The organism is Synergistota bacterium, assembly GCA_025060595.1.
Taxonomy (GTDB): Bacteria; Synergistota; GBS-1; order GBS-1; family GBS-1; genus 42-11.
On sequence record JANXBX010000004.1, the window covers coordinates 111,930 to 131,927 of the forward strand.

At 39.0% G+C, this 19,998-nt stretch carries 20 protein-coding genes and 1 riboswitch; of the genes, 9 read left to right on the plus strand and 11 right to left on the minus strand.

Annotation, left to right across the window (positions count from 1 at the left end; genetic code table 11):
* Nucleotide 1 precedes the first annotated feature (1 nt).
* Genes hypF through gltA form a run of 6 tightly spaced genes read left to right on the plus strand, consistent with a single transcriptional unit; the run spans nt 2 to nt 6,736 of the window.
* Nucleotides 2-2,245: a carbamoyltransferase HypF gene (gene hypF / locus NZ900_04060; protein ID MCS7233270.1), complete on the plus strand. Its 2,244-nt coding sequence runs from the start codon at nt 2-4 to the stop codon at nt 2,243-2,245.
* A gap of 3 nt (nt 2,246-2,248) precedes the next feature.
* Nucleotides 2,249-2,470 carry a HypC/HybG/HupF family hydrogenase formation chaperone gene (locus tag NZ900_04065; GenBank protein MCS7233271.1) on the plus strand — a complete coding sequence of 74 codons (222 nt, stop codon included), beginning with the start codon at nt 2,249-2,251 and terminating at the stop codon, nt 2,468-2,470.
* Nucleotides 2,433-3,491: a hydrogenase formation protein HypD gene (gene hypD, locus NZ900_04070; protein ID MCS7233272.1), complete on the plus strand. Its 1,059-nt coding sequence runs from the start codon at nt 2,433-2,435 to the stop codon at nt 3,489-3,491. Before NZ900_04065 ends, hypD begins: the two co-directional genes overlap by 38 nt.
* Nucleotides 3,484-4,464, plus strand: a complete 981-nt coding sequence (gene hypE / locus NZ900_04075) for a hydrogenase expression/formation protein HypE (protein ID MCS7233273.1) — start codon at nt 3,484-3,486, stop codon at nt 4,462-4,464. Before hypD ends, hypE begins: the two co-directional genes overlap by 8 nt.
* A 24-nt stretch (nt 4,465-4,488) precedes the next feature.
* Entirely contained in the window at nt 4,489-5,340 is an 852-nt protein-coding gene (locus NZ900_04080; protein ID MCS7233274.1) for a sulfide/dihydroorotate dehydrogenase-like FAD/NAD-binding protein, read from the plus strand.
* A complete protein-coding gene (gene gltA, locus NZ900_04085) occupies nt 5,327-6,736 on the plus strand; it encodes an NADPH-dependent glutamate synthase (protein MCS7233275.1) in 1,410 nt (469 codons plus the stop codon). The genes NZ900_04080 and gltA overlap by 14 nt, the downstream gene beginning before the upstream one ends.
* Before the next feature lie 26 nt (nt 6,737-6,762).
* On the opposite strand, the gene rpsI is transcribed toward gltA, so the two are convergent.
* Both rpsI and rplM read right to left on the minus strand, forming a co-directional pair.
* On the minus strand, nt 6,763-7,158 hold the full coding sequence (gene rpsI / locus NZ900_04090; GenBank protein ID MCS7233276.1) for a 30S ribosomal protein S9: 396 nt from the start codon (nt 7,156-7,158) through the stop codon (nt 6,763-6,765).
* Between the two features lie 16 nt (nt 7,159-7,174).
* Nucleotides 7,175-7,618 (minus strand): 50S ribosomal protein L13, encoded by a 444-nt coding sequence (gene rplM / locus NZ900_04095; protein ID MCS7233277.1) that lies wholly within the window; start codon nt 7,616-7,618, stop codon nt 7,175-7,177.
* A gap of 142 nt (nt 7,619-7,760) precedes the next feature.
* Nucleotides 7,761-7,861, plus strand: a riboswitch (THF riboswitch).
* Nucleotides 7,862-7,938: 77 nt separating this feature from the next.
* Between rplM and NZ900_04100 the strand changes: the two genes are divergently transcribed.
* Entirely contained in the window at nt 7,939-8,478 is a 540-nt protein-coding gene (locus tag NZ900_04100) for a folate family ECF transporter S component (protein ID MCS7233278.1), read from the plus strand.
* A gap of 24 nt (nt 8,479-8,502) precedes the next feature.
* On the opposite strand, the gene ispD is transcribed toward NZ900_04100, so the two are convergent.
* A complete protein-coding gene (gene ispD, locus NZ900_04105) occupies nt 8,503-9,216 on the minus strand; it encodes a 2-C-methyl-D-erythritol 4-phosphate cytidylyltransferase (GenBank protein MCS7233279.1) in 714 nt (237 codons plus the stop codon).
* Nucleotides 9,217-9,263: 47 nt separating this feature from the next.
* Between ispD and NZ900_04110 the strand changes: the two genes are divergently transcribed.
* Complete coding sequence (locus NZ900_04110; GenBank protein ID MCS7233280.1) at nt 9,264-9,854, plus strand: C-GCAxxG-C-C family protein; 591 nt, start codon at nt 9,264-9,266, stop codon at nt 9,852-9,854.
* Here the strand turns inward: NZ900_04110 and NZ900_04115 are convergent.
* From NZ900_04115 to NZ900_04125, 3 genes are read right to left on the minus strand one after another with little or no spacing between them, the layout of a single operon-like run.
* Nucleotides 9,823-10,368, minus strand: coding sequence for a sigma-70 family RNA polymerase sigma factor (locus tag NZ900_04115; protein ID MCS7233281.1), 546 nt, complete (start codon nt 10,366-10,368; stop codon nt 9,823-9,825). The genes NZ900_04110 and NZ900_04115 overlap by 32 nt on opposite strands.
* A gap of 5 nt (nt 10,369-10,373) precedes the next feature.
* Nucleotides 10,374-11,123 (minus strand): biotin--[acetyl-CoA-carboxylase] ligase, encoded by a 750-nt coding sequence (locus NZ900_04120; GenBank protein ID MCS7233282.1) that lies wholly within the window; start codon nt 11,121-11,123, stop codon nt 10,374-10,376.
* Nucleotides 11,089-13,506 carry an AAA family ATPase gene (locus NZ900_04125; protein ID MCS7233283.1) on the minus strand — a complete coding sequence of 806 codons (2,418 nt, stop codon included), beginning with the start codon at nt 13,504-13,506 and terminating at the stop codon, nt 11,089-11,091. Before NZ900_04125 ends, NZ900_04120 begins: the two co-directional genes overlap by 35 nt.
* 95 nt (nt 13,507-13,601) lie before the next feature.
* On the opposite strand from NZ900_04125, the gene NZ900_04130 reads away from it, so the two are divergent.
* Complete coding sequence (locus NZ900_04130) at nt 13,602-14,711, plus strand: SurA N-terminal domain-containing protein (GenBank protein MCS7233284.1); 1,110 nt, start codon at nt 13,602-13,604, stop codon at nt 14,709-14,711.
* 36 nt (nt 14,712-14,747) lie between these two features.
* On the opposite strand, the gene NZ900_04135 is transcribed toward NZ900_04130, so the two are convergent.
* From NZ900_04135 to NZ900_04155, 5 genes are read right to left on the minus strand one after another with little or no spacing between them, the layout of a single operon-like run.
* Nucleotides 14,748-15,533, minus strand: a complete 786-nt coding sequence (locus NZ900_04135) for a TIGR00282 family metallophosphoesterase (GenBank protein MCS7233285.1) — start codon at nt 15,531-15,533, stop codon at nt 14,748-14,750.
* The gene (gene rny / locus NZ900_04140; protein MCS7233286.1) at nt 15,523-17,070 is read right to left on the minus strand and encodes a ribonuclease Y; all 1,548 of its coding nucleotides are present in this window, start codon (nt 17,068-17,070) and stop codon (nt 15,523-15,525) included. Before rny ends, NZ900_04135 begins: the two co-directional genes overlap by 11 nt.
* A 56-nt stretch (nt 17,071-17,126) precedes the next feature.
* Nucleotides 17,127-18,182: a recombinase RecA gene (gene recA / locus NZ900_04145; protein MCS7233287.1), complete on the minus strand. Its 1,056-nt coding sequence runs from the start codon at nt 18,180-18,182 to the stop codon at nt 17,127-17,129.
* Nucleotides 18,183-18,199: 17 nt separating this feature from the next.
* Nucleotides 18,200-18,790 carry an RNA 2',3'-cyclic phosphodiesterase gene (gene thpR, locus NZ900_04150; protein ID MCS7233288.1) on the minus strand — a complete coding sequence of 197 codons (591 nt, stop codon included), beginning with the start codon at nt 18,788-18,790 and terminating at the stop codon, nt 18,200-18,202.
* Nucleotides 18,768-19,997, minus strand: a complete 1,230-nt coding sequence (locus NZ900_04155) for a CinA family nicotinamide mononucleotide deamidase-related protein (protein MCS7233289.1) — start codon at nt 19,995-19,997, stop codon at nt 18,768-18,770. The genes thpR and NZ900_04155 overlap by 23 nt, the downstream gene beginning before the upstream one ends.
* Between the last annotated feature and the right edge of the window lies 1 nt (nt 19,998).

A 19,998-nucleotide genomic window follows, 5' to 3' on the forward strand; every position in this document is an offset into this window, starting at 1 on the left:
GATGAAAAGAATAGAATTTAAGATATATGGTGTGGTTCAAGGGGTGGGGTTCCGCCCCTTTGTTTCAAAACTTGCAAATTCCCTATCCTTGGGAGGATGGGTTAAAAATACAAGTGAATGTGTTGAGATAGAAATCATAGGAGAAGAGGAAGTATTAAACACATTTCTTAGCGAGTTAATAAACTCTTCTCCCCCCTTATCCAAAATCGTAAAGATAGAGAAAATTAAAGAAGAAGATTTTAAGGATGCTAAACCTCCCTTTAAAATCCTTAAAAGCGAAAAAAGAGAATCAATAAATAAAAACAATTTATGGATACCGCCAGACGTAGGAACGTGTGATGATTGTCTAAGAGAACTCTTCAATCCTGCAGATAGGAGGTATAAATACCCCTTTATAAATTGCACCAACTGTGGCCCTAGATTCACTATAATAATGGATATTCCTTACGATAGGGAAAAAACAACCATGAGAACCTTTAAAATGTGTAAAGATTGTGAAAGAGAATATTATAATATCGAGGATAGAAGATTTCATGCTCAACCAAACGCGTGTCCCATATGCGGACCCAGCCTAAGCCTTTTAGATAAAAATGGAAAAGTAGTATATGGAGATCCCATAGAAAATACAATTAAATTGCTTAAAGATGGGAAAATAGTAGCGATAAAGGGTCTTGGCGGATTTCATCTAGCAGTAGATGCACTGAACAAAAAAGCCATTATTGAACTTAGAAAAAGAAAGAAAAGACCACATAAGCCTTTTGCCCTAATGGCTTTTGATATGGATAGAATCTTAAAATTTGCGCTCGCAACTGAAGAAGAAAAAAAGATTCTTCTAAGCCCAAGTAAACCTATAGTCCTACTAAGAAAAAGATCTTTATCCTCATTACCCGAAGAAATTGCACCAAATAACAAGTACCTTGGTTTCATGCTTCCTTACACTCCTATACATTATCTTATTACTAAGGAGTTTCAAGCGCTTATAATGACAAGCGGCAATCTCTCAGATGAACCAATAATACATGAAAATGATGAAGCTCTAACTAAGCTCAACCAAATAGCAGACTTTTTCTTGGTTCACAACAGAGATATTTTTACCCCCTGTGATGACTCTATAGTAATCAATAGTTCAATAATAAGAAGAGCAAGAGGGTACACCCCCTTACCCTTAGTTGGAGATGAAGAACTTCCCCCAATCCTAGCATGTGGGGGAGAAGAAAAGTCCTCCTTTGCATTAAGCAGGGACAACACCATAATATTAAGTCAATATATAGGAGATCTCAAGGACTTAGAAACGCTTGAGAGGTATGAATTATTAATAGAAAGATTTAAAAACCTATTTAACGTAAGTCCAAAATATGTAGTTTGTGATCTCCATCCCCTTTACCTTTCAACAAAATATGCTGAGAAAACAGGCCTGCCGATATTGAAAGTTCAACACCATCATGCCCACTTAGCAAGCTGTATGTGGGAAAATGGTCTAAAAAATAAAGTAATAGGTATAATACTTGATGGCACAGGATATGGAGAAGACGAAACTATCTGGGGCGGAGAAATACTTGTAGGAGATCTACTTAACTTTGAAAGAATAGCTCATTTTAAACCTATTCCACTTCCTGGTGGCGACAAGGCTATAAAAGAACCCTGGAGAGTAGCTTTAAGCTATCTTAAAACGATAGGAAGAGAAAATCTTATAAAGGAGGAAAAAGCTCAAAGTATCATTAAAATGCTAAGTTTAGGAATAAACTCCCCCCTATCCTCTGGATGCGGAAGACTTTTTGATGCAGTATCCGCATTCTTAGGAATAAGAAGAGAAATAACCTATGAAGCTCAAGCAGCTATAGAGCTTGAGGGAGTTGCCGATGAAAACGAGAAAAGCTCCTATAGTACCGAAATCTTAATGTCTAATAAGAAAATCCTGTTAAATTGGGGAAAAATGTGGAATGAACTTACACATGATATGATGAAGGGCGTACCATTAGAAATATGTGCAATGAAATTTCATAATTATATTGTGAATAGCTTATCAGAAGCTACAGAACTTGTAAAGAATATAACCGGAATAAACGACGTTGTTTTAAGCGGCGGTGTGTTTCAAAATCAAATCATATTCAGGAAAACTATAGAAAACTTGACTAAAATGGGTTTTAAGGTTTATCATCATAAAGAAGTCCCTACAAATGACCAAGGGATAGCTGTCGGTCAACTTGCCATATGTGCAGCCAAAATAAAGAAAGGAGAGATTTAAAAAGTGTGTCTTGCTATACCTCATAAGGTAATTGAGATAGATGGAAATGAGGCCTTAACCGAAATAGGAGGAATTAGAAAGAAAATCCGCCTCGATTTGCTTGAAAACGTTGAGGTCGGAGATTTTGTCCTTGTCCATGCGGGATTCGCTATAGAAAAACTCAACATAGAGGAGGCAAAGGAAATTCTTGACGCTTGGAGAGAGATTGAAAAATATCAGAGTTAAAAAGCCTTTAAAGTTTATGGAAGTATGCGGAACCCATACAGTTAACATATGTAAATTCGGTCTAAGAAGCATTTTCCCAAAAAATGTAGAACTTAGAAGCGGACCTGGTTGTCCAGTGTGTGTAACTCCTGCTTCTGCGATAAAGATAGGAATAGATCTAGCTCTAAGCAACAGCAAGTTTTTGATTGCAACTTACGGAGACATGATGAAGGTCCCTGGCCCCAATGGAACCCTTGCTGATGCAAGGGCAAAAGGGGGAAAAATCTTAAGCGTATACAGCATAACCGAGGCTGTTGCATTAGCAGATAAAGAAAGGGATCTAAAAGTTATATTTTTAGGGGTGGGATTTGAAACAACAGCCCCTGCAAGCGCATGGGCCATAAAGGAAGCAAAAAAAAGAAACCTCAGAAACTTCTTTTTGGCTTCCTTTCATAAGTTGGTTCCCCCCGCTCTAGAAATATTAGCTTCTGAAGGAAGACTAAACGGCTTTCTTTGCCCAGGCCATGTAAGCACCATAATAGGAGCTAAAAGCTATAAGAAAATAGCAGAGAAATACAAGATACCATGTGTAATATCTGGATTTGAAGCAGAAGAAATTATCTTTGCTATGACAAAGCTTATAGAAATGGCAGAAAATGAAAGATACGAAGTTTTCAATGCTTATAAACATGTAGTTAAAGAAGATGGGAACAAAATAGCACAAGAATTACTTTATGAAGTCTTCGAAGAAGAGGATAGCGAATGGCGAGGATTGGGAACCATACCAAAAAGCGGATTAAAATTAAAAGACGACTTTTCTGAATTTAACGCAAAGATTATCTTCAAATTAAAAGAAGATAGCATTCAAGAAAAAGTAGGATGTAAGTGCGGTGATGTTCTTAAAGGCTATATATATCCCTATGAATGCCTGCTTTTTGGGAAAGCCTGCACTCCTGAACACCCAATAGGACCATGCATGATCTCAAGCGAGGGAAGCTGTGCAGCCTACTATAGATATGGAGGTCGTATAGAAGATGATTAAATTAGCCCACGGTAGCGGAGGCGAAAAAACAAGAGAAATAATAGAAAATCTTTTTTTGCCAGCCTTTAGAAACCCGATCTTAGAAAAACTAGAAGATAGCGGAAGGATGAACGGTTTAGCTTTGACAATAGATGGATATACGGTAAAACCTATCTTCTTTAGAGGAGGAGACATAGGTAAACTCTCAATATCTGGAACTGTAAATGACCTTGCTGTATGCGGAGCGAAACCAAAAGCTATCGCTGTTTCAATAATTGTAGAGGATGGCTTCCCAACAGAAAAACTTGAGAGGATCGTTCTATCAATGGCAAAAGTTTCAAAAGAGATAAACGCCCCTATAATCACAGGTGATTTCAAAGTCGTAGCTAAAGGAGAAATTGATGAAATCTTTATTATTACAAGCGGATTAGGGGAAATATTCTACTCAGGATTAGGAGCAGAAAAAGTATCACCGGGAGATATCATAATAGCTAGTGGTCCATTAGGTGATCACTCACTAGCTATTATGGGTGAAAGGTACGAAGTAGAGCTTCCACCAGATTTTGAGAGCGATTGTAATCCTATACTTAAGCTCGTCGAAGCTATCTTAAAAATAGGAGGAGTAAAGTGGATGAGAGATCCAACGAGAGGAGGTTTGGCAGCAACATTAAATGAACTTGCTAAAACAATTAACAGAGAGATAATAATTTACGAGGATAAAGTACCCTTCAGAAAAGAGGTAATTGATTTTTGCGAAATATTCGGGTTTGACCCTTATCACTTAGCCTCAGAAGGAAGGTTTATAGCAGTTATTGAAAAAGAAAAGGAGAAAGAAATTTTAAGTGAGCTTAAAAAATTTCCAGAAGGAGCTAGTGCTATATCCATAGGAGAAATAAGAGAAAACAGAAAAGGAAGAGTCATAGTTAAGACCAGATTCGGTGGGTTAAGATTACTTGACCCACCAAGAGGTGAGCTTTTACCCAGAATATGTTAAAGAAAGGAAGGGAGGAACGAAGAAATGTATCTCATCTTAAGCAGTAAGAGATTAGCCCCTAATATTTTTGAGTTCATCATAAGAGCCCCTCTCGTAGCAAAAAATGCTAAAGCAGGTCAATTTGTTATAGTGAGATCCCATGAAAAAGGCGAAAGAATCCCTTTAACGATAGCTGATTTTGACCCTAAGAATGGAACAATCACAATAGTTTTTCAAGTGGCCGGAAAAACAACAGATGAACTTTCTAACTTTAAAGAAGGTGATTATCTAAAAGATCTTGTAGGCCCACTAGGAAATCCATCAGATATAGAGCTGTTTGGGAAGGTTCTCGTAGTCGGAGGAGGTGTAGGTATCGCTCCAATATTTCCTATAGCTCGTGCTTTAAAAGAAGCCGGAAATAAAGTTATAGGTATAATAGGAGCTCGAACCGCTGAACTCTTATTTTGGGAAGAAAAAGTAAGAAACGTTTGCGACGATCTTATAGTGTGTACAGATGATGGAAGTAAAGGCTTCAAAGGCTTTGTAACGCAGGCAATGGAAGAAGTATTCAAGGCTAACGGAGATATCCAAAAATGCTGGGCTATAGGTCCTTTAGTAATGATGAAATTCGCAACCCGCGTAGCTGTGAAATATAATGTACCAATAATAGTTTCGTTAAACCCAATAATGGTCGATGGCACAGGAATGTGCGGAGCATGCAGATGCACTGTAGGAGGAAAAACATTTTTTGCCTGTTCTCACGGTCCAGAGTTTAACGGAGCTCTTGTAGATTTTGATGAGCTAATAAAAAGAAACGAAAGGTTTAAAGAAGAGGAAAGAATTGCATGGGAACGCTATAAATCCATGAAAGGAGGAACCCAAAATGTCCAAAGTTAGAAAAACCAAAGTACCTATGAGAGAACAACCCGTCGAAGAAAGGATAAAAAACTTTAACGAAGTCCCTTTAGGATATACACCTGAAGAAGCCATGGAAGAGGCCAAAAGATGCTTACAATGTAAGGATGCCCCCTGTATAAAAGGATGTCCTGTTGAAATAAAGATACCAGACTTTATAAGAGAAATAAAGGAAGGGAACTTTAAGAAAGCAATAGAAATTATAAAAGAAGATAACTCTCTTCCTGCTATATGTGGAAGAGTTTGCCCACAAGAGGATCAGTGTGAAAAAGAGTGTAGATTAAGCAAAATAGGAGACCCTGTAGCCATAGGAAGGCTTGAACGCTTTGTAGCCGATTGGGAAGCAGAACAAGGTGTTGAAAAACCTAAACTATCCCTTATGAAAGGGATAAAGGTAGCTGTAATAGGTTCTGGGCCTGCAGGATTAACAGCAGCAGGAGAACTTGCAAAACTTGGCTATGACGTTACAATATTTGAGGCTCTACACGATACCGGTGGAGTTTTAAGATATGGAATTCCTGAGTTTCGTTTACCCAAAAAAATAATAGACAGGGAAGTAGAATATATAAAGATGCTAGGTGTAAAGATAGAAGTCAATGCCATCGTTGGTAAAACCCTGACAATAAAACAGCTTTGGGAAGACGGCTTTCAGGCTATGTTCATAGGAACTGGTGCTGGCTTACCGAAGTTTATGAACATTCCTGGTGAAAACTTAAACGGAATATACTCCGCCAATGAATTTCTGACAAGAGTAAACCTTATGAAAGCTTACCTCTTCCCAGAGTACGACACGCCGGTCAAAGTGGGAAAAAGGGTAGTTGTCATAGGTGGAGGAAATGTGGCAATGGACGCGGTTAGAACCGCGAAAAGACTTGGAGCTGAACAATCAATGATAATTTATCGAAGAACCGAAAAAGAAATGCCCGCAAGAATTGAAGAAATAGAAAGAGCGAAAGAGGAAGGTATAATCTTTCACTTTCTAACGAATCCTATAAGATACATAGGAGACGAAAAAGGTAACGTGGTTGCAGTAGAATGTATAAAGATGGAGCTTGGTGAACCAGATGAAAGCGGAAGAAGAAGCCCTCGCCCCATCCCTGGATCGGAGTTTATACTTGAGACGGACACAGTAGTAGTTGCTATAGGAACTGGACCCAATCCTGTTTTACTCCAAGCCTTTCCAGAGCTCAAACTAAATAAGTGGGGATACATTGAAGCCGACCCTGAAACAGGAGCTACATCTGTACCCGGAGTTTATGCCGGAGGAGATATAGTAACTGGAGCTGCAACAGTAATATCTGCAATGGGAGCAGGAAAACGAGCAGCAAAAGCTATTGATCAATATCTTCAGAAAAAATTAAAAGGGGGTTCCCCTTAAAAGGGAACCCCCTTTTAATTTTTAGCTTAACGCTTAGAGCTCTGGTAAAGCCTCCTTGCCTTCATCCTTCCATACTTCTTTCTTTCCTTCATTCTCGAATCTCTTGTAAGAAAATCCTTTTCTTTCAATATTGACTTAAGATTTGGATCATATTGAAGAAGGGCGCGAGCTATGCCTAACCTTATAGCTCCCGCTTGTCCAGACAAGCCTCCCCCACTAACATTTACATAAATATCAAACTCCCTTTCTTTTCCCAAGCTCTTAAGAGGCTCAAGAGCGTATATCTTCCACGCTTCTCTTGGAAAATACTCATCTAGACTGCGATCATTTACAAGAACGTTACCCGTACCTGGCTTAACCCAAACCCGAGCAATCGCCGTCTTTCTCCTGCCGGTCCCATAATAAATCCATCTGTTTTCCAAATCCTATCTACCTCCCTTAAAACTCCAATTCTAAAGGTTGGGGCTTTTGAGCCTGATGAGGATGTTCAGAACCCCTGTAAACCCTAAGTTTCTTAAACATTTTCCTACCCAACTTATTCTTAGGAAGCATTCCCCATACCGTTCTCTCTATTATCTTCTCAGGAGCGCTCTGAAGCATCTTCTCATACGTTGTAACTTTCAACCCCCCCGGATAAGGCGAATGACTATAAAGCTTCTTTTGAGTAAGCTTTTCACCTGTAAGTTTAATCTTATCAGCATTAATCACTATTATATAGTCCCCTGTATCAAGGTAAGGAGTATATATAGCCTTGTGTTTACCCCTCAATATATAAGCTATCCTCGCAGCTAACCTACCTAATGGCTTATCTGTGGCATCCACAATATACCATTTTCTCTCCAGCTCTTTAGGTTTAGGTATGTATGTCTTATTCCCAAACATAATAATCTCCTCCCTTTCCCTTTTAGACACGTTCTTAATTTTAATATAGGGCTAGGGTTTTGTCAAGGAAACGATCCAAAACCTCACCACTTTGAAAAAATCATATTGCTGTTTTTAAGACTTTATGTTATCATTAAATTCTGGCAGAGTAGGCATCATACGTTAAGTGCCAGGGGATGGGATGTTGCCCCTGGATGAACGGTGGGTAGTTTCCACCGGCGCTATGATGTCGCATCCGCTGCCACATCTACTTCATAAGCCTCTTTTACCTCAAAGATGTGGCAGTCTCTGCCAATCTTTGAGGAAAGGAGGTGTTAAGTATGAGGTTTTCAACCTCAACTATGGTCCACGCCAGCATCCTCATAGCTATAAGTATTGTTCTCACTCGATTTGCAAGCTTTATGCTAACACCTTACATAAGACTTGGCTTTGGTCCCGTTCCCATATACATCGGTGGTATACTCTTTGGCCCATGGGTTGGAGCAATAATTGGAGCACTTGCTGACATTGTAGGCTTCTGGTTCAATACCTTCGGTGCTGCCTTTCCCAATCCCTTCATAACTTTGGCATCCTTATGCAGAGGGCTACTACCTCCACTATTTTTGAAAGCCTTAGGTGCAAAACAACTTACTTTTCGTTCACTCATAATATCCATAATATTAACAGAAATTGTGGCAGGCTTAGGTCTTACAACTTACGGACTCACCTTAATATATAAGGTTCCATTCTCTGTGCTCATCGTTCCGAGACTTATATCTACGTCTCTTCTGGTCATCATCTACTCTTTATTGATCTATGCAATAGCAACAAAACTCCTAGCTACCAAAGTTTTTCACAAGGAATTTTCCACAACTAAATAAAAATTGATAGGGGGCACCTAACTGTTAGGTGCCCCCTATTAGCCCCTCTGAGAGTAAAGCTTGTGCTAATTTTAAGTCAAAAGCATAGGTTATTTTTATATTCCATATATTACCAATAACCAATCTTATATTCTCCTCCTTAAAATACCTTAAAATTAAGCTACAATCGTCAGAAGCTTCAATAAATCCATCTTCTAAAGCTTTACGATGGGCCTCTTTTATTAAAGAAAGATGAAAACCCTGAGGAGTTTGAATAATGAACATTCTATCACGAGGAGGAATATTTTCTACCACAAGATCTTTGGCAAAAGCTATAGTTTCCTTTGCGGGTATAGCTAAGGTTACTGCTTTAAACGATCTAAGCTCTGTTATAAGTCTTTCTATATCTTCAACCAAAACGAAAGGACGAACTGCATCATGTATTAAAACAACCCCATCTTCATCGCAAATGTTTTCCAAACCAAGTCGAGAGCTTTCCTGCCTTGTTTTCCCACCAGCAATGAATTTACTTATCTTTTTATATTTTGGACCTTTGAATAAACTTCTTGCAAAATCCATATATTTATCATTTACAACAAGAATAATCTCATTAATACTTTTACTAACTTCAAAAGGTTCTACAGCCCACTCTAAGATGCTTTTTTCACCAATCTTAAAAAACTGCTTAGGAAAGCTATTATCGAATCTTTTTCCCTCTCCCCCAGCTAAAACTACAGCATAAACTCTTTTAAAGAACATTTTACACACCACCTTAATATTGTATAATTCTAAAGGAGGTGATTAGCTTGGTTAAAAAACTTGATTGGATAAAGCTGGAGAAAAACGAATCAATTTATAGGGATCCAAACGTACCCCCTGCCTCCAAGGAAAAAATCACCGACGCTATAGCACGATCAGCTTATACTTACCATCATGCTTATAGCGGCTGCACACGCGCAGTTTTACTAGCACTTAACGCTCACTTAAATCTGGCTCCTGAAGAAGCTTTCAAGTATTGCTTTAGCGCCTGTTCAACCTTACCTGGCGGTGTAGCAAGGATGGGAGAAGTATGTGGCGCATTGACAGGAGCTTTACTAGCTATAGGGCTTGCCTTCGGCCCCCAAAAACCCCAAGATATTAAAAGCTATGACAGAGCTCTAAAAATAGGAGCTCAACTATTCACAAAGTTTAAAGAAACATTTAACCATGTAAGGTGTCAAGAAATTCTAGAAGAGCTTTTTGGGAAAAGCCCGAACTTTTGGAACTCTCAAGAAAGGATAGAATGGATAAAAGCCGGTGGTCTTGAAACATGCTCTTTACTATGCGCAGAAACAGCAAGAATGGCTGCAGAAATAATCATAGATATCAGAGAGAAAGAGAATCAAACATCTTCCTAAGCTTCTTCTTTACTCGTTGGAGAGCGTTATCGACAGCTTTAGAATTACATCCAAGCTCTTTAGCAATTTCAATATAGCTTTTGCCTTCTAAATACCTTTTAAGAATCATCCTCTCCAATTCACTTAAGCTTTTTTCAATCTCATAGTATACGCTAACCGGTTCATCCTCTCTCAATAAAGAATTAATATTTATGTTTTCCTCTAAAGGAACATAATGAGAGGAAGGGATATCTTTTTGTCTAGTGGCACGTCTTAAGGCAGTTATAAGTTGTCTTTCAACGCACACTTCCAGAAAAAGATCAAAATCTTTATTTTTATGAATATCAAATGAATTAACTGCTTTAAATAAACCAAACATTCCTTCCTGGAGGAGGTCTTCTTTATCCATATTTGGAACAAAATACCTTTGCACTATAGACCTAATAAGAGGCATATACATCTTTACTATTTCATTCCATGCTTCAGAAGAACCATTTTGGGCCTTTACTATCAGTTCTCCCTTTCCTTGAGACACAAACTTCACCTCACACTTTCTACCACTTCAGAACAAAGAAGTTCAAGATTATCATCCACTTTGACTATCAGTCTCCCATCATCGTTGATATCTAAAGCTTCCCCTTTAAAAAGCTTACCTTCCCTTTTAAAAACGATCTCTCTTCCGAGGTTAATACAAATTGATTTATAGCGAGACAAAACTTCTTTCTTCCTGAACCATAAACTCTCCAACTCCCTAAAGATATTATTTATCATAATACTAAGAATAACCTCCTCTTTAACTGGAAAACCGATCTCACTTTCAAGAGAAGTAGAATCAGGAACGTCGGAAATATCTCTCAGATTCAAACCTACCCCTAAAAGACAATAATCTAGTTCTCTACCATTAAATAATCCTTCTATTAGAATTCCACAGACCTTTTTACCCGATAAAAGAACATCATTTGGCCATTTAACCAGGGCATTTAAACCTAATTCGCTAAGAGCATCAACTACAGCCAAAGCTGTTACCAAACTCAAAAGATTAAGTTCGTTTCCCTCCAATTTAGGCCTAAAAGCAAAAGTAAACCACAAACCCCTTCCTTGGGGAGAAATCCATTTCTTCCCGTGTCGCCCTCTTCCACAGGTTTGCTCCCCAGCCCATATAATAGTTCCATCACAAAGCTTTCCCTCTCTATAAAGCCTCTTAGCCTCCTCTTGTGTAGAATCTATACTTTCAATATAAATAATTTGACAAACTCTAGAGGATAATCCCTTTATTTCGCTCCCCTTCATCTTTTTCCTCCTCTTCTCTTTTCTCCTCTTTCTCTACTTTCTTCCTCCCCCACTCTCTCAGAGTTTCAGCCATCTCCCTGAGTTTCTTTTCTACCTCTTCGTGAAACCTCTGCGGGTTCAAACCTGTAAGAATCTCGATACCCTCATCTATGGTCCTTATAGCATAGATGTGAAACTTTCCTTCCTTAACAGCTTCAACTATATCTTCCCTTAGCATAAGGTTTTCTTTATTTCTATAAGGAATTATTACACCTTGTCTACCTGTCAATCCCTTTATTCTACAAAAATCAAAGAAACCAGCTATTTTCTTGTTTACACCACCTATTGGTTGTATGTTACCCTTCTGATCTACAGAACCAGTGATAGCTATATCCTGCCTTAATGGAATTCCAGAGATAGCAGAAAGTAAAGCATATAGCTCCGCTGCAGAAGCACTATCTCCTTCGATTCCCTCGTAAAGCTGTTCAAAGCATATACTTGCAGAAAGGGTTAAAGGAAAATCCTTAGCATATCGGGATGCCATATAGTTGGAAAGAATCATAACACCTTTATCATGAATTTTCCCGCTCATTCTGCTCTCTCTTTCTATATTTATAACTCCACGCTGACCAAGATGAACCGTAGCTGTTATCCTACTGGGCTTGCCAAAAGAATAGTCCCCAACATTAAGAATAGCAAGCCCATTTATTTGTCCGACCTTCTCTCCTTCCGCTTCTATAATTATCTGATCTCTCGCAAACATTTCTTTTAACTTTTCTTCATATCTATTCTCGCGATATATTTTTTCCTCTATAGCCTTTTTAACATGCTTATCCTCTATGTAATTGCTACCATCCATCCGAGCCCATGCATCAGCCTCAATCAAGACCGTTATAATATCACTAAATCTTGTCGAAAGTTTCCTCTGATCTTCAGCAAGCTCACTACTATAATCTATCAATGCAGCTAACGCAGTTTTATCACAATGTAGTAATCCTTCCTCACGACAATAAGAAGAGATAAACCTACAAACTTCTTTTATATTATTTTCATTCCTCTCCATTTCCACATCAAAGTCCACCTTTATTTTAAAAAGCTTTTTAAAGTCTTCATCAAAGAGCGAAAGAAGATGATATATCCACGGAGATCCAATAAGTAAAACTTTAACCTTTACGGGTATAGGCTCCGGAACCAAACCAGACACAGGTATTAATCCTACGTGTTCTGCTATATTTTCTACCCTTATTTCCCCTGTTTTGAGAACTCTCTTTAAAGCATCCCATGATCCAAAATTCCTTAAGACATCTATAACGTTAAGTATAAGATAACCACCGTTAGCCCTATGAATAGCCCCTGCTTTTATTTTAGTGAAATCAGTGACTAAGAATCCCATTCTCTGCTCGTATTCAAGTTTACCAACCAGATTGTAATAAGTAGGGTTACTTTCAAAAACAACAGGTGCTCCTTCAAGGCGAGAGTTATCAACAAGAAGATTAACCCTGTATTTATCAAATGATGGAGGCGCTTTCTTGTGCGGTTCCCCCTCTTCAGCAGTTATGAGAAAATCATGTAGGTGTTCAACCACATCCTCCATCATATCTTCAAGGAAAGCAACAACTTTTGGAAGATCCACATACTTTTCTTTCAAATCCTTAAACAACCCACCGATAACAAAAATACACAACTCTTTCTCTAAACGCTTTATCCTTTCTCTTGCTCCCTTCTCTAATCTTTGAACCTCTCTCATAATCTGCATCGTTCTCTCATGAAGCTCTAGAGATCTTGCTTCTAATTCCTTCTTCTTTTCAAGAGGAAGAGCATTAAACTCCTCCTGCGTCATTTCCCTTCCATCAACCAATGGAACATTTATGAACCCTGTTGGAGTTCTCTTCAAAGCAAAACCAAGGAGTTCCGCCTCTCTATTTAATGCTTCCATAAGCTCGTTAACTTGCTCCTGAAGTTCCTTAAAGACAAGCCTCTTCCTCGCTTCAAACTCTTCTCCTTCAAAAGCTTTAGGAATTCTAGCTTTAAGCTCATCAAGAAGCTCCTCAATATCTTTCTTAAACTCTCTTCCCTTACCCGCCGGAAAGGATAAAGCTATCGGTCTTGAAGGATTTTTAAAGTTATAAACATAACACCAATCAGAAGGAACAGGCTCAGTTAGGGCGATCTCCTGTGCTATTTTCTTCGCATAAGTCGTTCTCCCAGTACCTGTAATTCCAACAAAAAAGAGATTATACCCTGGACTCTTCACCCTTAGCCCAAAATGGGCAGCCTTAGCCACTCTATCCTGTCCAATTATGCCTTTACTCAATGGCTCTATATCTTCGGTAGTTCTGAAGTCAAAAACATTTAAGGGACATTTAACCCTAAGTTCCTCATAAGATAATTCCAATGAAGACACCCCCTTTTAAAAACCTTAAGTAAAATTATATCAAATTTTTGTGATATAATTCTAAGAGTAAGAAAAACCGAAAAAACCAAAGGAGGTAAGATCTCATGTTCAAAACATTAAGAAACCAGATGAAGCTAATATTTATAATAGTTACTATTTTCTTCGCCCTATCCATATACATAGGATATGACATCTATACACGAGGAAAAGGATCCCCAACACATTCTCCATCTACCACAGCAGCCATAGTTAATGGAGTACCTATATCAACAGCTCTTCTTAATGCAGCTATAAGAAATGAGCTATCAAATTATAAAGCAGAAGACTTAAAGAAATTAACAAAGGAAGATTTTGAAAATATTAGAAGAAATGTATTACAGGCTCTTATAAATTATGAACTTGTATATCAGGAAGCCATAAAAGAGGGACTTAAACCGTCCTCTAAAGAAATAGACGACGCTATAAGCAACATTGAAAAAAGATTCTCAACTAAAGAAGAATTCTTAAACTTTCTTCAGAGACAAGGAATATCTCTAGCAGATCTGAGGAAAGGATTAGAAAGGGAGCTAACTGTCAATAAAATATTAAGAAAAATCCAAGAAAACGTTGTAATCGATGAAAATCAAATTAGAAGCATATATGAAAAACACAAAGATGCCTTAGTTGAACCTAAAAAGTTTGAAATAGCTTACAAAGTCTTTAACGAATTCCAAAAAGCAGAAGAATTTTACAAACAACTAAAAAGCGGCAAAAAGTGGGAGGAAATAGAACCAGAGATAAAACCCCAAGCCAGGAGCTTATATGAACTACCTAAATCCTTCTCAGAAAACGAGGGAGAGCTCAAAGAAAATTCTCCCTTCCTCATAAAAGGCGAAGAAACCTCATGGGTTGGATATGTTTTTTCAATAATACCACCTCGTCAAAAAAGCTATGAGGAGGTAAAAAAGCAGCTTGAAAGTATCCTTAAGTATACTGAAGGATTGGAAGCCCAGAGAAAATTTATTTTGTCCTTAAGAGAAAAAGCAGATATAAAATACCCTGATCCTTCTCTTGCTCCCTTGCCACCATCTCAGGACAAAAAAGCAGAAAGTGAAGAAGAAAAATTAACCAAAGAGTCTACACCAGTTAAGGATAGTATAGAGAAAAGCTCAACAGAAACTAAAAGTGAAGAAACCGAGAGGAAAACTCCTAAAGAAAACCAAAATAAACAATAATTTAAAGGGGTCTATCCTTTAAAGGATAGACCCCTATTAAGTAAGCACTCTATCAATCCTCTGAATCGAAACTGACCTAAGAGAACCAAGGTCAACCTCTATAAACACTCCTTGAAGAGAAACTTTTCCTTCAGCAACTTCTAGCTTTTCTGGAATACCAGTTAAAAATCTCCTTAAAACCTTTTCCGGCGTCATGCCAATTATTGAGTCAATAGGTCCAGTCATACCAACATCAGTTATATAAGCGGTCCCCCCAGGCAATATCCTTTCATCCGCTGTTGGAACATGAGTATGCGTCCCAATGATAGCTGTTACCTTACCATCAAAGTAATATGCAAAAGCAAGCTTTTCTGAAGTGGCCTCAGCATGAAAATCAACGATTATGACATTCCTTTCTTCCCCAACTTTTAGCAATATTTCTTCCATTTTCTCAAAAGGACAATTCGAAGGAGGCATAAATATTCTTCCCTGTAAATTTACCACGACTACTCTGTCGAGCTTAATATAACCTCTGCCCGGTGCCCTGACAGGATAGTTATAAGGTCTAAGGAGAGGGTATTCCTCCTTTTGAAGGAGTTCAACCCCCTCCTTCTTATCCCAAACATGGTTTCCTGTAGTAATCACATCAACGCCAGCAGATAGGATCTCTTCGACTACATTCCGTGTCAAACCAAACCCTCCAGCACTATTCTCTCCATTAGCTATAACCAAATCAGGCTTAAGCTCCTCTCTTAGAGAAGGAAGCATCTCTTTTACAGCCTTTCGACCAGGGCTTCCTACAATATCCCCTATAAAGAGTACTTTAAAGATGCTATTTTGCATAATCTACACTCCTCATCTCCCTTATTACAGTGACCTTTATCTGTCCAGGATATTTAAGCTCGCCTTCTATTTTACGTGCTATTTCATAAGCAAGCTTTGCAGAAACGGCATCATCTACAATTTCAGGTTTAACTATTACCCTTACTTCCCTACCAGCTTGAATAGCATAGGCCTTTTCAATTCCATTAAAAGAAGAAGCTATTCTCTCAAGATTCTCAAGTCTCTTTATATACTCCTCAAAGCTTTCCCTTCTTGCACCAGGCCTTGATGCAGAAATAGCATCAGCAGCTTGAACTAAAACAGCAATAACGCTTTGGGGCTCTACTTCACTATGGTGAGCTTCTATAGCATGAATCACCTCTTGAGACTCTCCATATTTCCTAGCAAGCTCCGCTCCTATCTGGGAATGAGTTCCTTCTACATCTGTATCAACGGCTTTACCGATATCATGCAACAAACCAGCTCTCTTAGCCAAAAGCACATCCTCACCTAGCTCAGCAGCCATAACACCAGCAAGATGTGCAACTTCAAGAGAGTGAGTCAATATATTTTGACCATAGCTAGTTCTATATTTGAGCATCCCTAAAAGTCTAACGAGCTCAGAATGCATTTTCCCAACCTTGGCCTGAAACACAGCATCCTCTCCTGCTTCTCTTATATCATCTTCCAATTCCCTTAAAGCCTTTTCATACATTTCTTCTATACGTGCTGGGTGAATTCTCCCATCAGCTATCAGTTTTTCAAGAGTTCTCCTTGCTATCTCACGCCTTATAGGATTATGACAAGAAACTATTACTGCTTCAGGAGTATCGTCCACTATAAGATCCGCCCCAGTTATAGTCTCAAAAGTTCTTATGTTTCTACCTTCCCTACCAATTATCCTCCCTTTCATGTCATCATTTGGAAGAGGTACAACAGAAACAGTGGCTTCAACCACATGATCTACAGCACACCTCTGAATGGCGAGTGAAATAATCTCTCTTGCTTTTCGCTCTGCCTCTCGCTTAGCTTGGGCCTCCATCTCTTTTATCATTAAACCTACATATCCCTCGATTTCCTTTCTGGCCTCCTCAAGAAGTAAGTTCTTAGCTTCTTCCGAAGTTAACCCAGCGATCTTCTCCAAAGTAGTTTTCTGCTCACTCACCAATCTCTCAGCTTCCTTTCTAAGCTCTTCTATCTCCCTTTCTCTCTGCTTAAGGTCTTCCTCCTTGCGAGCTATTACTTCACCCCTTCTTTCAAGAAGCTCTTCTTTCTGCAAAAGCCTCTTCTCAAATCTCTGAAGTTCAGACCTTTTCTCTCTATACTCTCTTTCCCAGTCACTTCTAAGCCTTTGTATTTCCTCTCGCGCCTCACTTACCTTTTCCCTCTTAAGCGCTTCTCCTTCCTTTTCTGCCCTTGCTAAAATATCTTTAGCTATATCTTCAGCAGCTTTGATTTTCTTCTCAGCAACATGCTTTCTAAACCAATAACCAAAAGCAATACCTCCTGCTAAAGCCATCAGGATGTTTATAAGATACGAGAACCCGATGGTAATCACCCCCTTATTCTATTTCCAAGGATCGCTTAAAAGATAAGCTTTAAAGTAAGGTTAAGCTAGCCTTTCTCATCAAATAGAGCTTCCTTCCGGGATAGCTCCTGAACTTGCCCTTTTTTCTCTTCTCCTCTCAACTTTTCTAAGACAGCTCTCTCTATATCATCTATCAGCTCCGGTGTAGTCTCAAGGTAACTCCTCACGGCCTCTTTTCCTTGACCGAGGCGTTCATCTCTAAAGTAAAACCAAGAACCACTTTGCTTGACTACCCCAACTAGTAAAGCTGCTTCAAGAACACTTGAAGCCTTTGGAATTCCCAAACCATAGATTAAGTCAAACTCGGCCTCTTTAAAAGGAGGAGCAACCTTATTTTTCACTACTTTAACCCTTATCCTTGCACCTATCTGTTCTTGATTCCTCTTTATTGCCTCTCCTTTTCTAACATCAAGCCTAAGAGAAGAGTAAAACTTTAAAGCCCTACCCCCTGGGGTTGTCTCAACAGGACCAACCTGATATCCAGTGGAAACTTTTTCCCTTATCTGGTTTATGAATACCACTATAGCTTTGGTTTTACCCACAGCGGCTGTTAGCTTCCTCAAAGCCTGAGACATAAGTCTTGCTTGCAAGGCAACGTGAGCCTCTCCCATAGCGCCCTCTATCTCCGCTTGTGGTACAAGCGCAGCTACAGAATCAACCACTATAACATCGACCGCTCCGCTTCTCACCAAAGTCTCAACTATCTCTAAGGCCTGTTCTCCACTATCAGGCTGAGAAAGTAGGAGGTCTTCAACCCTAATTCCTAAGCCTTTAGCATAACGAGGATCGAGCGCATGTTCCGCATCTATAAAAGCTGCTACTCCACCCATCTTCTGTGCAGAAGCTATAAGATAAAGAGCAACCGTAGTCTTACCAGATCCTTCAGGACCAAATATTTCTACTATTCTTCCTCGAGGAAAACCCCCTACTCCCAATGCTATATCGAGAGGAAGAATCCCCGATGGAATAACCTCAACAGGAGCTAAACTTTCTTCTCCCAACCTCATTATAGCTCCCTTACCAAATTCCTTTTCTATTCTTGCCACCGCTTCCTTGAGTATCTTTTCCCTTTCAGGAGCAATCCTATCCAAGGCCTTTTCTAACCTCCTTCCAAAGCAAAAATGGCTAACGGAGTATAAACAGGCCCACTGGGGAAAAGCTGGCTTCTCATAAGCACTATTTCATGAACGAAAAAAGCACCAAAACTTATATCTACTTTCTTCTCAAGATAAGCTTTAAGCTCAGAAGAAATTCTTCCTGTTTTTACCCTACCGATAGTAATATGAGGGGAAAAAGCCTTTTCATCTTTAGGGAAATCTAGTTTTCTCGCTCTAGCTTCAATAAAATCTCTCAAAATTGTAAGCTGATTTATCCCGTTTCCCTCAAGCCCAACCCATATAACCCTAGGACGATCGAAATTAGGGAATGCCCCTATGCTTTTTAAACAAAGTTCGAAAGGCGACAGCTTTAGACCTGCTATTTCTTCCGATAAGACCTTTTTAATCTTTTCTACCTTAGTGACAGGTTCTTCACCAAGAAACTTTATAGTGACGTGAAGATTCTTTTCCTCTACCCATTTAACACCCTTATCAAGATCTTTAGATTCATTTATGAAGTCCTGTATACTACTCCTAATATTTTTCGGAAGTTCAATACAAACAAAGGACCTAATTATTTCCTTTCGATTCAAAAGGGCTCACCCCCAAAAGAAACCTCCTTAAGAGATCTAAAGCCCGCTGTGTAGCCCTATATTTCACAACATCTCTAGGTCCAGAAAAAAGATTTTTTTCTACAAAGCTTCCACCACCCCAAGACAAACCAATGTAAACAGTACCAACAGGCTTTTCCGGTCTGCCCCCCGTAGGCCCAGCTATACCTGTAATGCCAATACCCAAGTCACTTTTACCTAATCTTCTAACCTCTTTTGCCATTTTTTCGGCAACCTCTGCACTAACAGCTCCTACATCTTCTATAAGAGAAAGAGGGACTCCAAGAATATCCTCCTTAGCTTTATTACTATAGCTAACTATTCCACAACTGAAATATTTTGAACTACCAGGAATATTGGTTAACCTATGAGCTAAAAAACCACCTGTGCAAGATTCGGCCACTGAAAGAGTAAATCCTTTTTCCCATAAGAGCTCAGCTACAACCTCCTCTAAAGTTTTCCCCTCCTCTCCATACACATAAGCTCCCAAGGATCTTTTCAACAAATCTATAGAATAGGAAACGCTATCCTCACTTCCTCTCAAATAAAGAGTTACACCCGGAGGAGAAGCACATATACCAAGCTTGGTTCCTTGCAAATCAAGATCTTTAACCTTTAGGTAAAGCTCTGTTTCTCTTAATCCAGTAGTATGAATCCTTCTTAAAGTAATCCCACCTAAACGCGGCAACTTAGGAAGAAGATATTTACTAAACATCCTCTCAGCTTCCCACGGAACACCTGATAGAGCAACCACCATCTTCTCACCAGATTTAAAGATAAAACCACACGCTGTTCCAAGCTCATTTGGTATTATTTCGGCCCCCTTGGGGAAGAGGGTCTGTTTATCTGACAAAAGAGGCGGCTTTCTTCCCAACTTTTCAAAAAACTTATGAAGCCATTCTCTCGCCTCTTCGCGTTCCTCAAGATCTACTCCAAAATAAGAAGCAACCGCTTCTCTAGTAAGATCATCATGAGTGGGGCCAAGTCCTCCAGTCATAATAATAAGATCAACATTATTAAAACCGAAATCCAAAGCTTTAAGTATCTTATCCATATCATCTTCAACTATCATCCTTGCAAGAACATCAAACCCACTCGCAACCAACTCTCTCGCTATAAAACCACCATTTTTTTCATCTACTTCACCTAAGAAAACTTCATCACCTGTAGACATTATAAGTACCTTCATC

Bases quoted from the DNA above. Each gene is read 5' to 3' on its own strand.
- NZ900_04155 (MCS7233289.1), bottom strand. From the start codon at position 19,997: ATGAAGGTACTTATAATGTCTACAGGTGATGAAGTTTTCTTAGGTGAA.
- rplM (MCS7233277.1), bottom strand. From the start codon at position 7,618: ATGTTTGGGAATAAGACATACATACCTAAACCTAAAGAGCTGGAGAGA.
- NZ900_04080 (MCS7233274.1), top strand. From the start codon at position 4,489: ATGTATCTCATCTTAAGCAGTAAGAGATTAGCCCCTAATATTTTTGAG.
- NZ900_04135 (MCS7233285.1), bottom strand. From the start codon at position 15,533: ATGCAAAATAGCATCTTTAAAGTACTCTTTATAGGGGATATTGTAGGA.
- hypE (MCS7233273.1), top strand. From the start codon at position 3,484: ATGATTAAATTAGCCCACGGTAGCGGAGGCGAAAAAACAAGAGAAATA.
- hypF (MCS7233270.1), top strand. From the start codon at position 2: ATGAAAAGAATAGAATTTAAGATATATGGTGTGGTTCAAGGGGTGGGG.
- NZ900_04130 (MCS7233284.1), top strand. From the start codon at position 13,602: ATGTTCAAAACATTAAGAAACCAGATGAAGCTAATATTTATAATAGTT.
- NZ900_04100 (MCS7233278.1), top strand. From the start codon at position 7,939: ATGAGGTTTTCAACCTCAACTATGGTCCACGCCAGCATCCTCATAGCT.
- NZ900_04120 (MCS7233282.1), bottom strand. From the start codon at position 11,123: ATGAAGGGGAGCGAAATAAAGGGATTATCCTCTAGAGTTTGTCAAATT.
- gltA (MCS7233275.1), top strand. From the start codon at position 5,327: ATGTCCAAAGTTAGAAAAACCAAAGTACCTATGAGAGAACAACCCGTC.
- ispD (MCS7233279.1), bottom strand. From the start codon at position 9,216: ATGTTCTTTAAAAGAGTTTATGCTGTAGTTTTAGCTGGGGGAGAGGGA.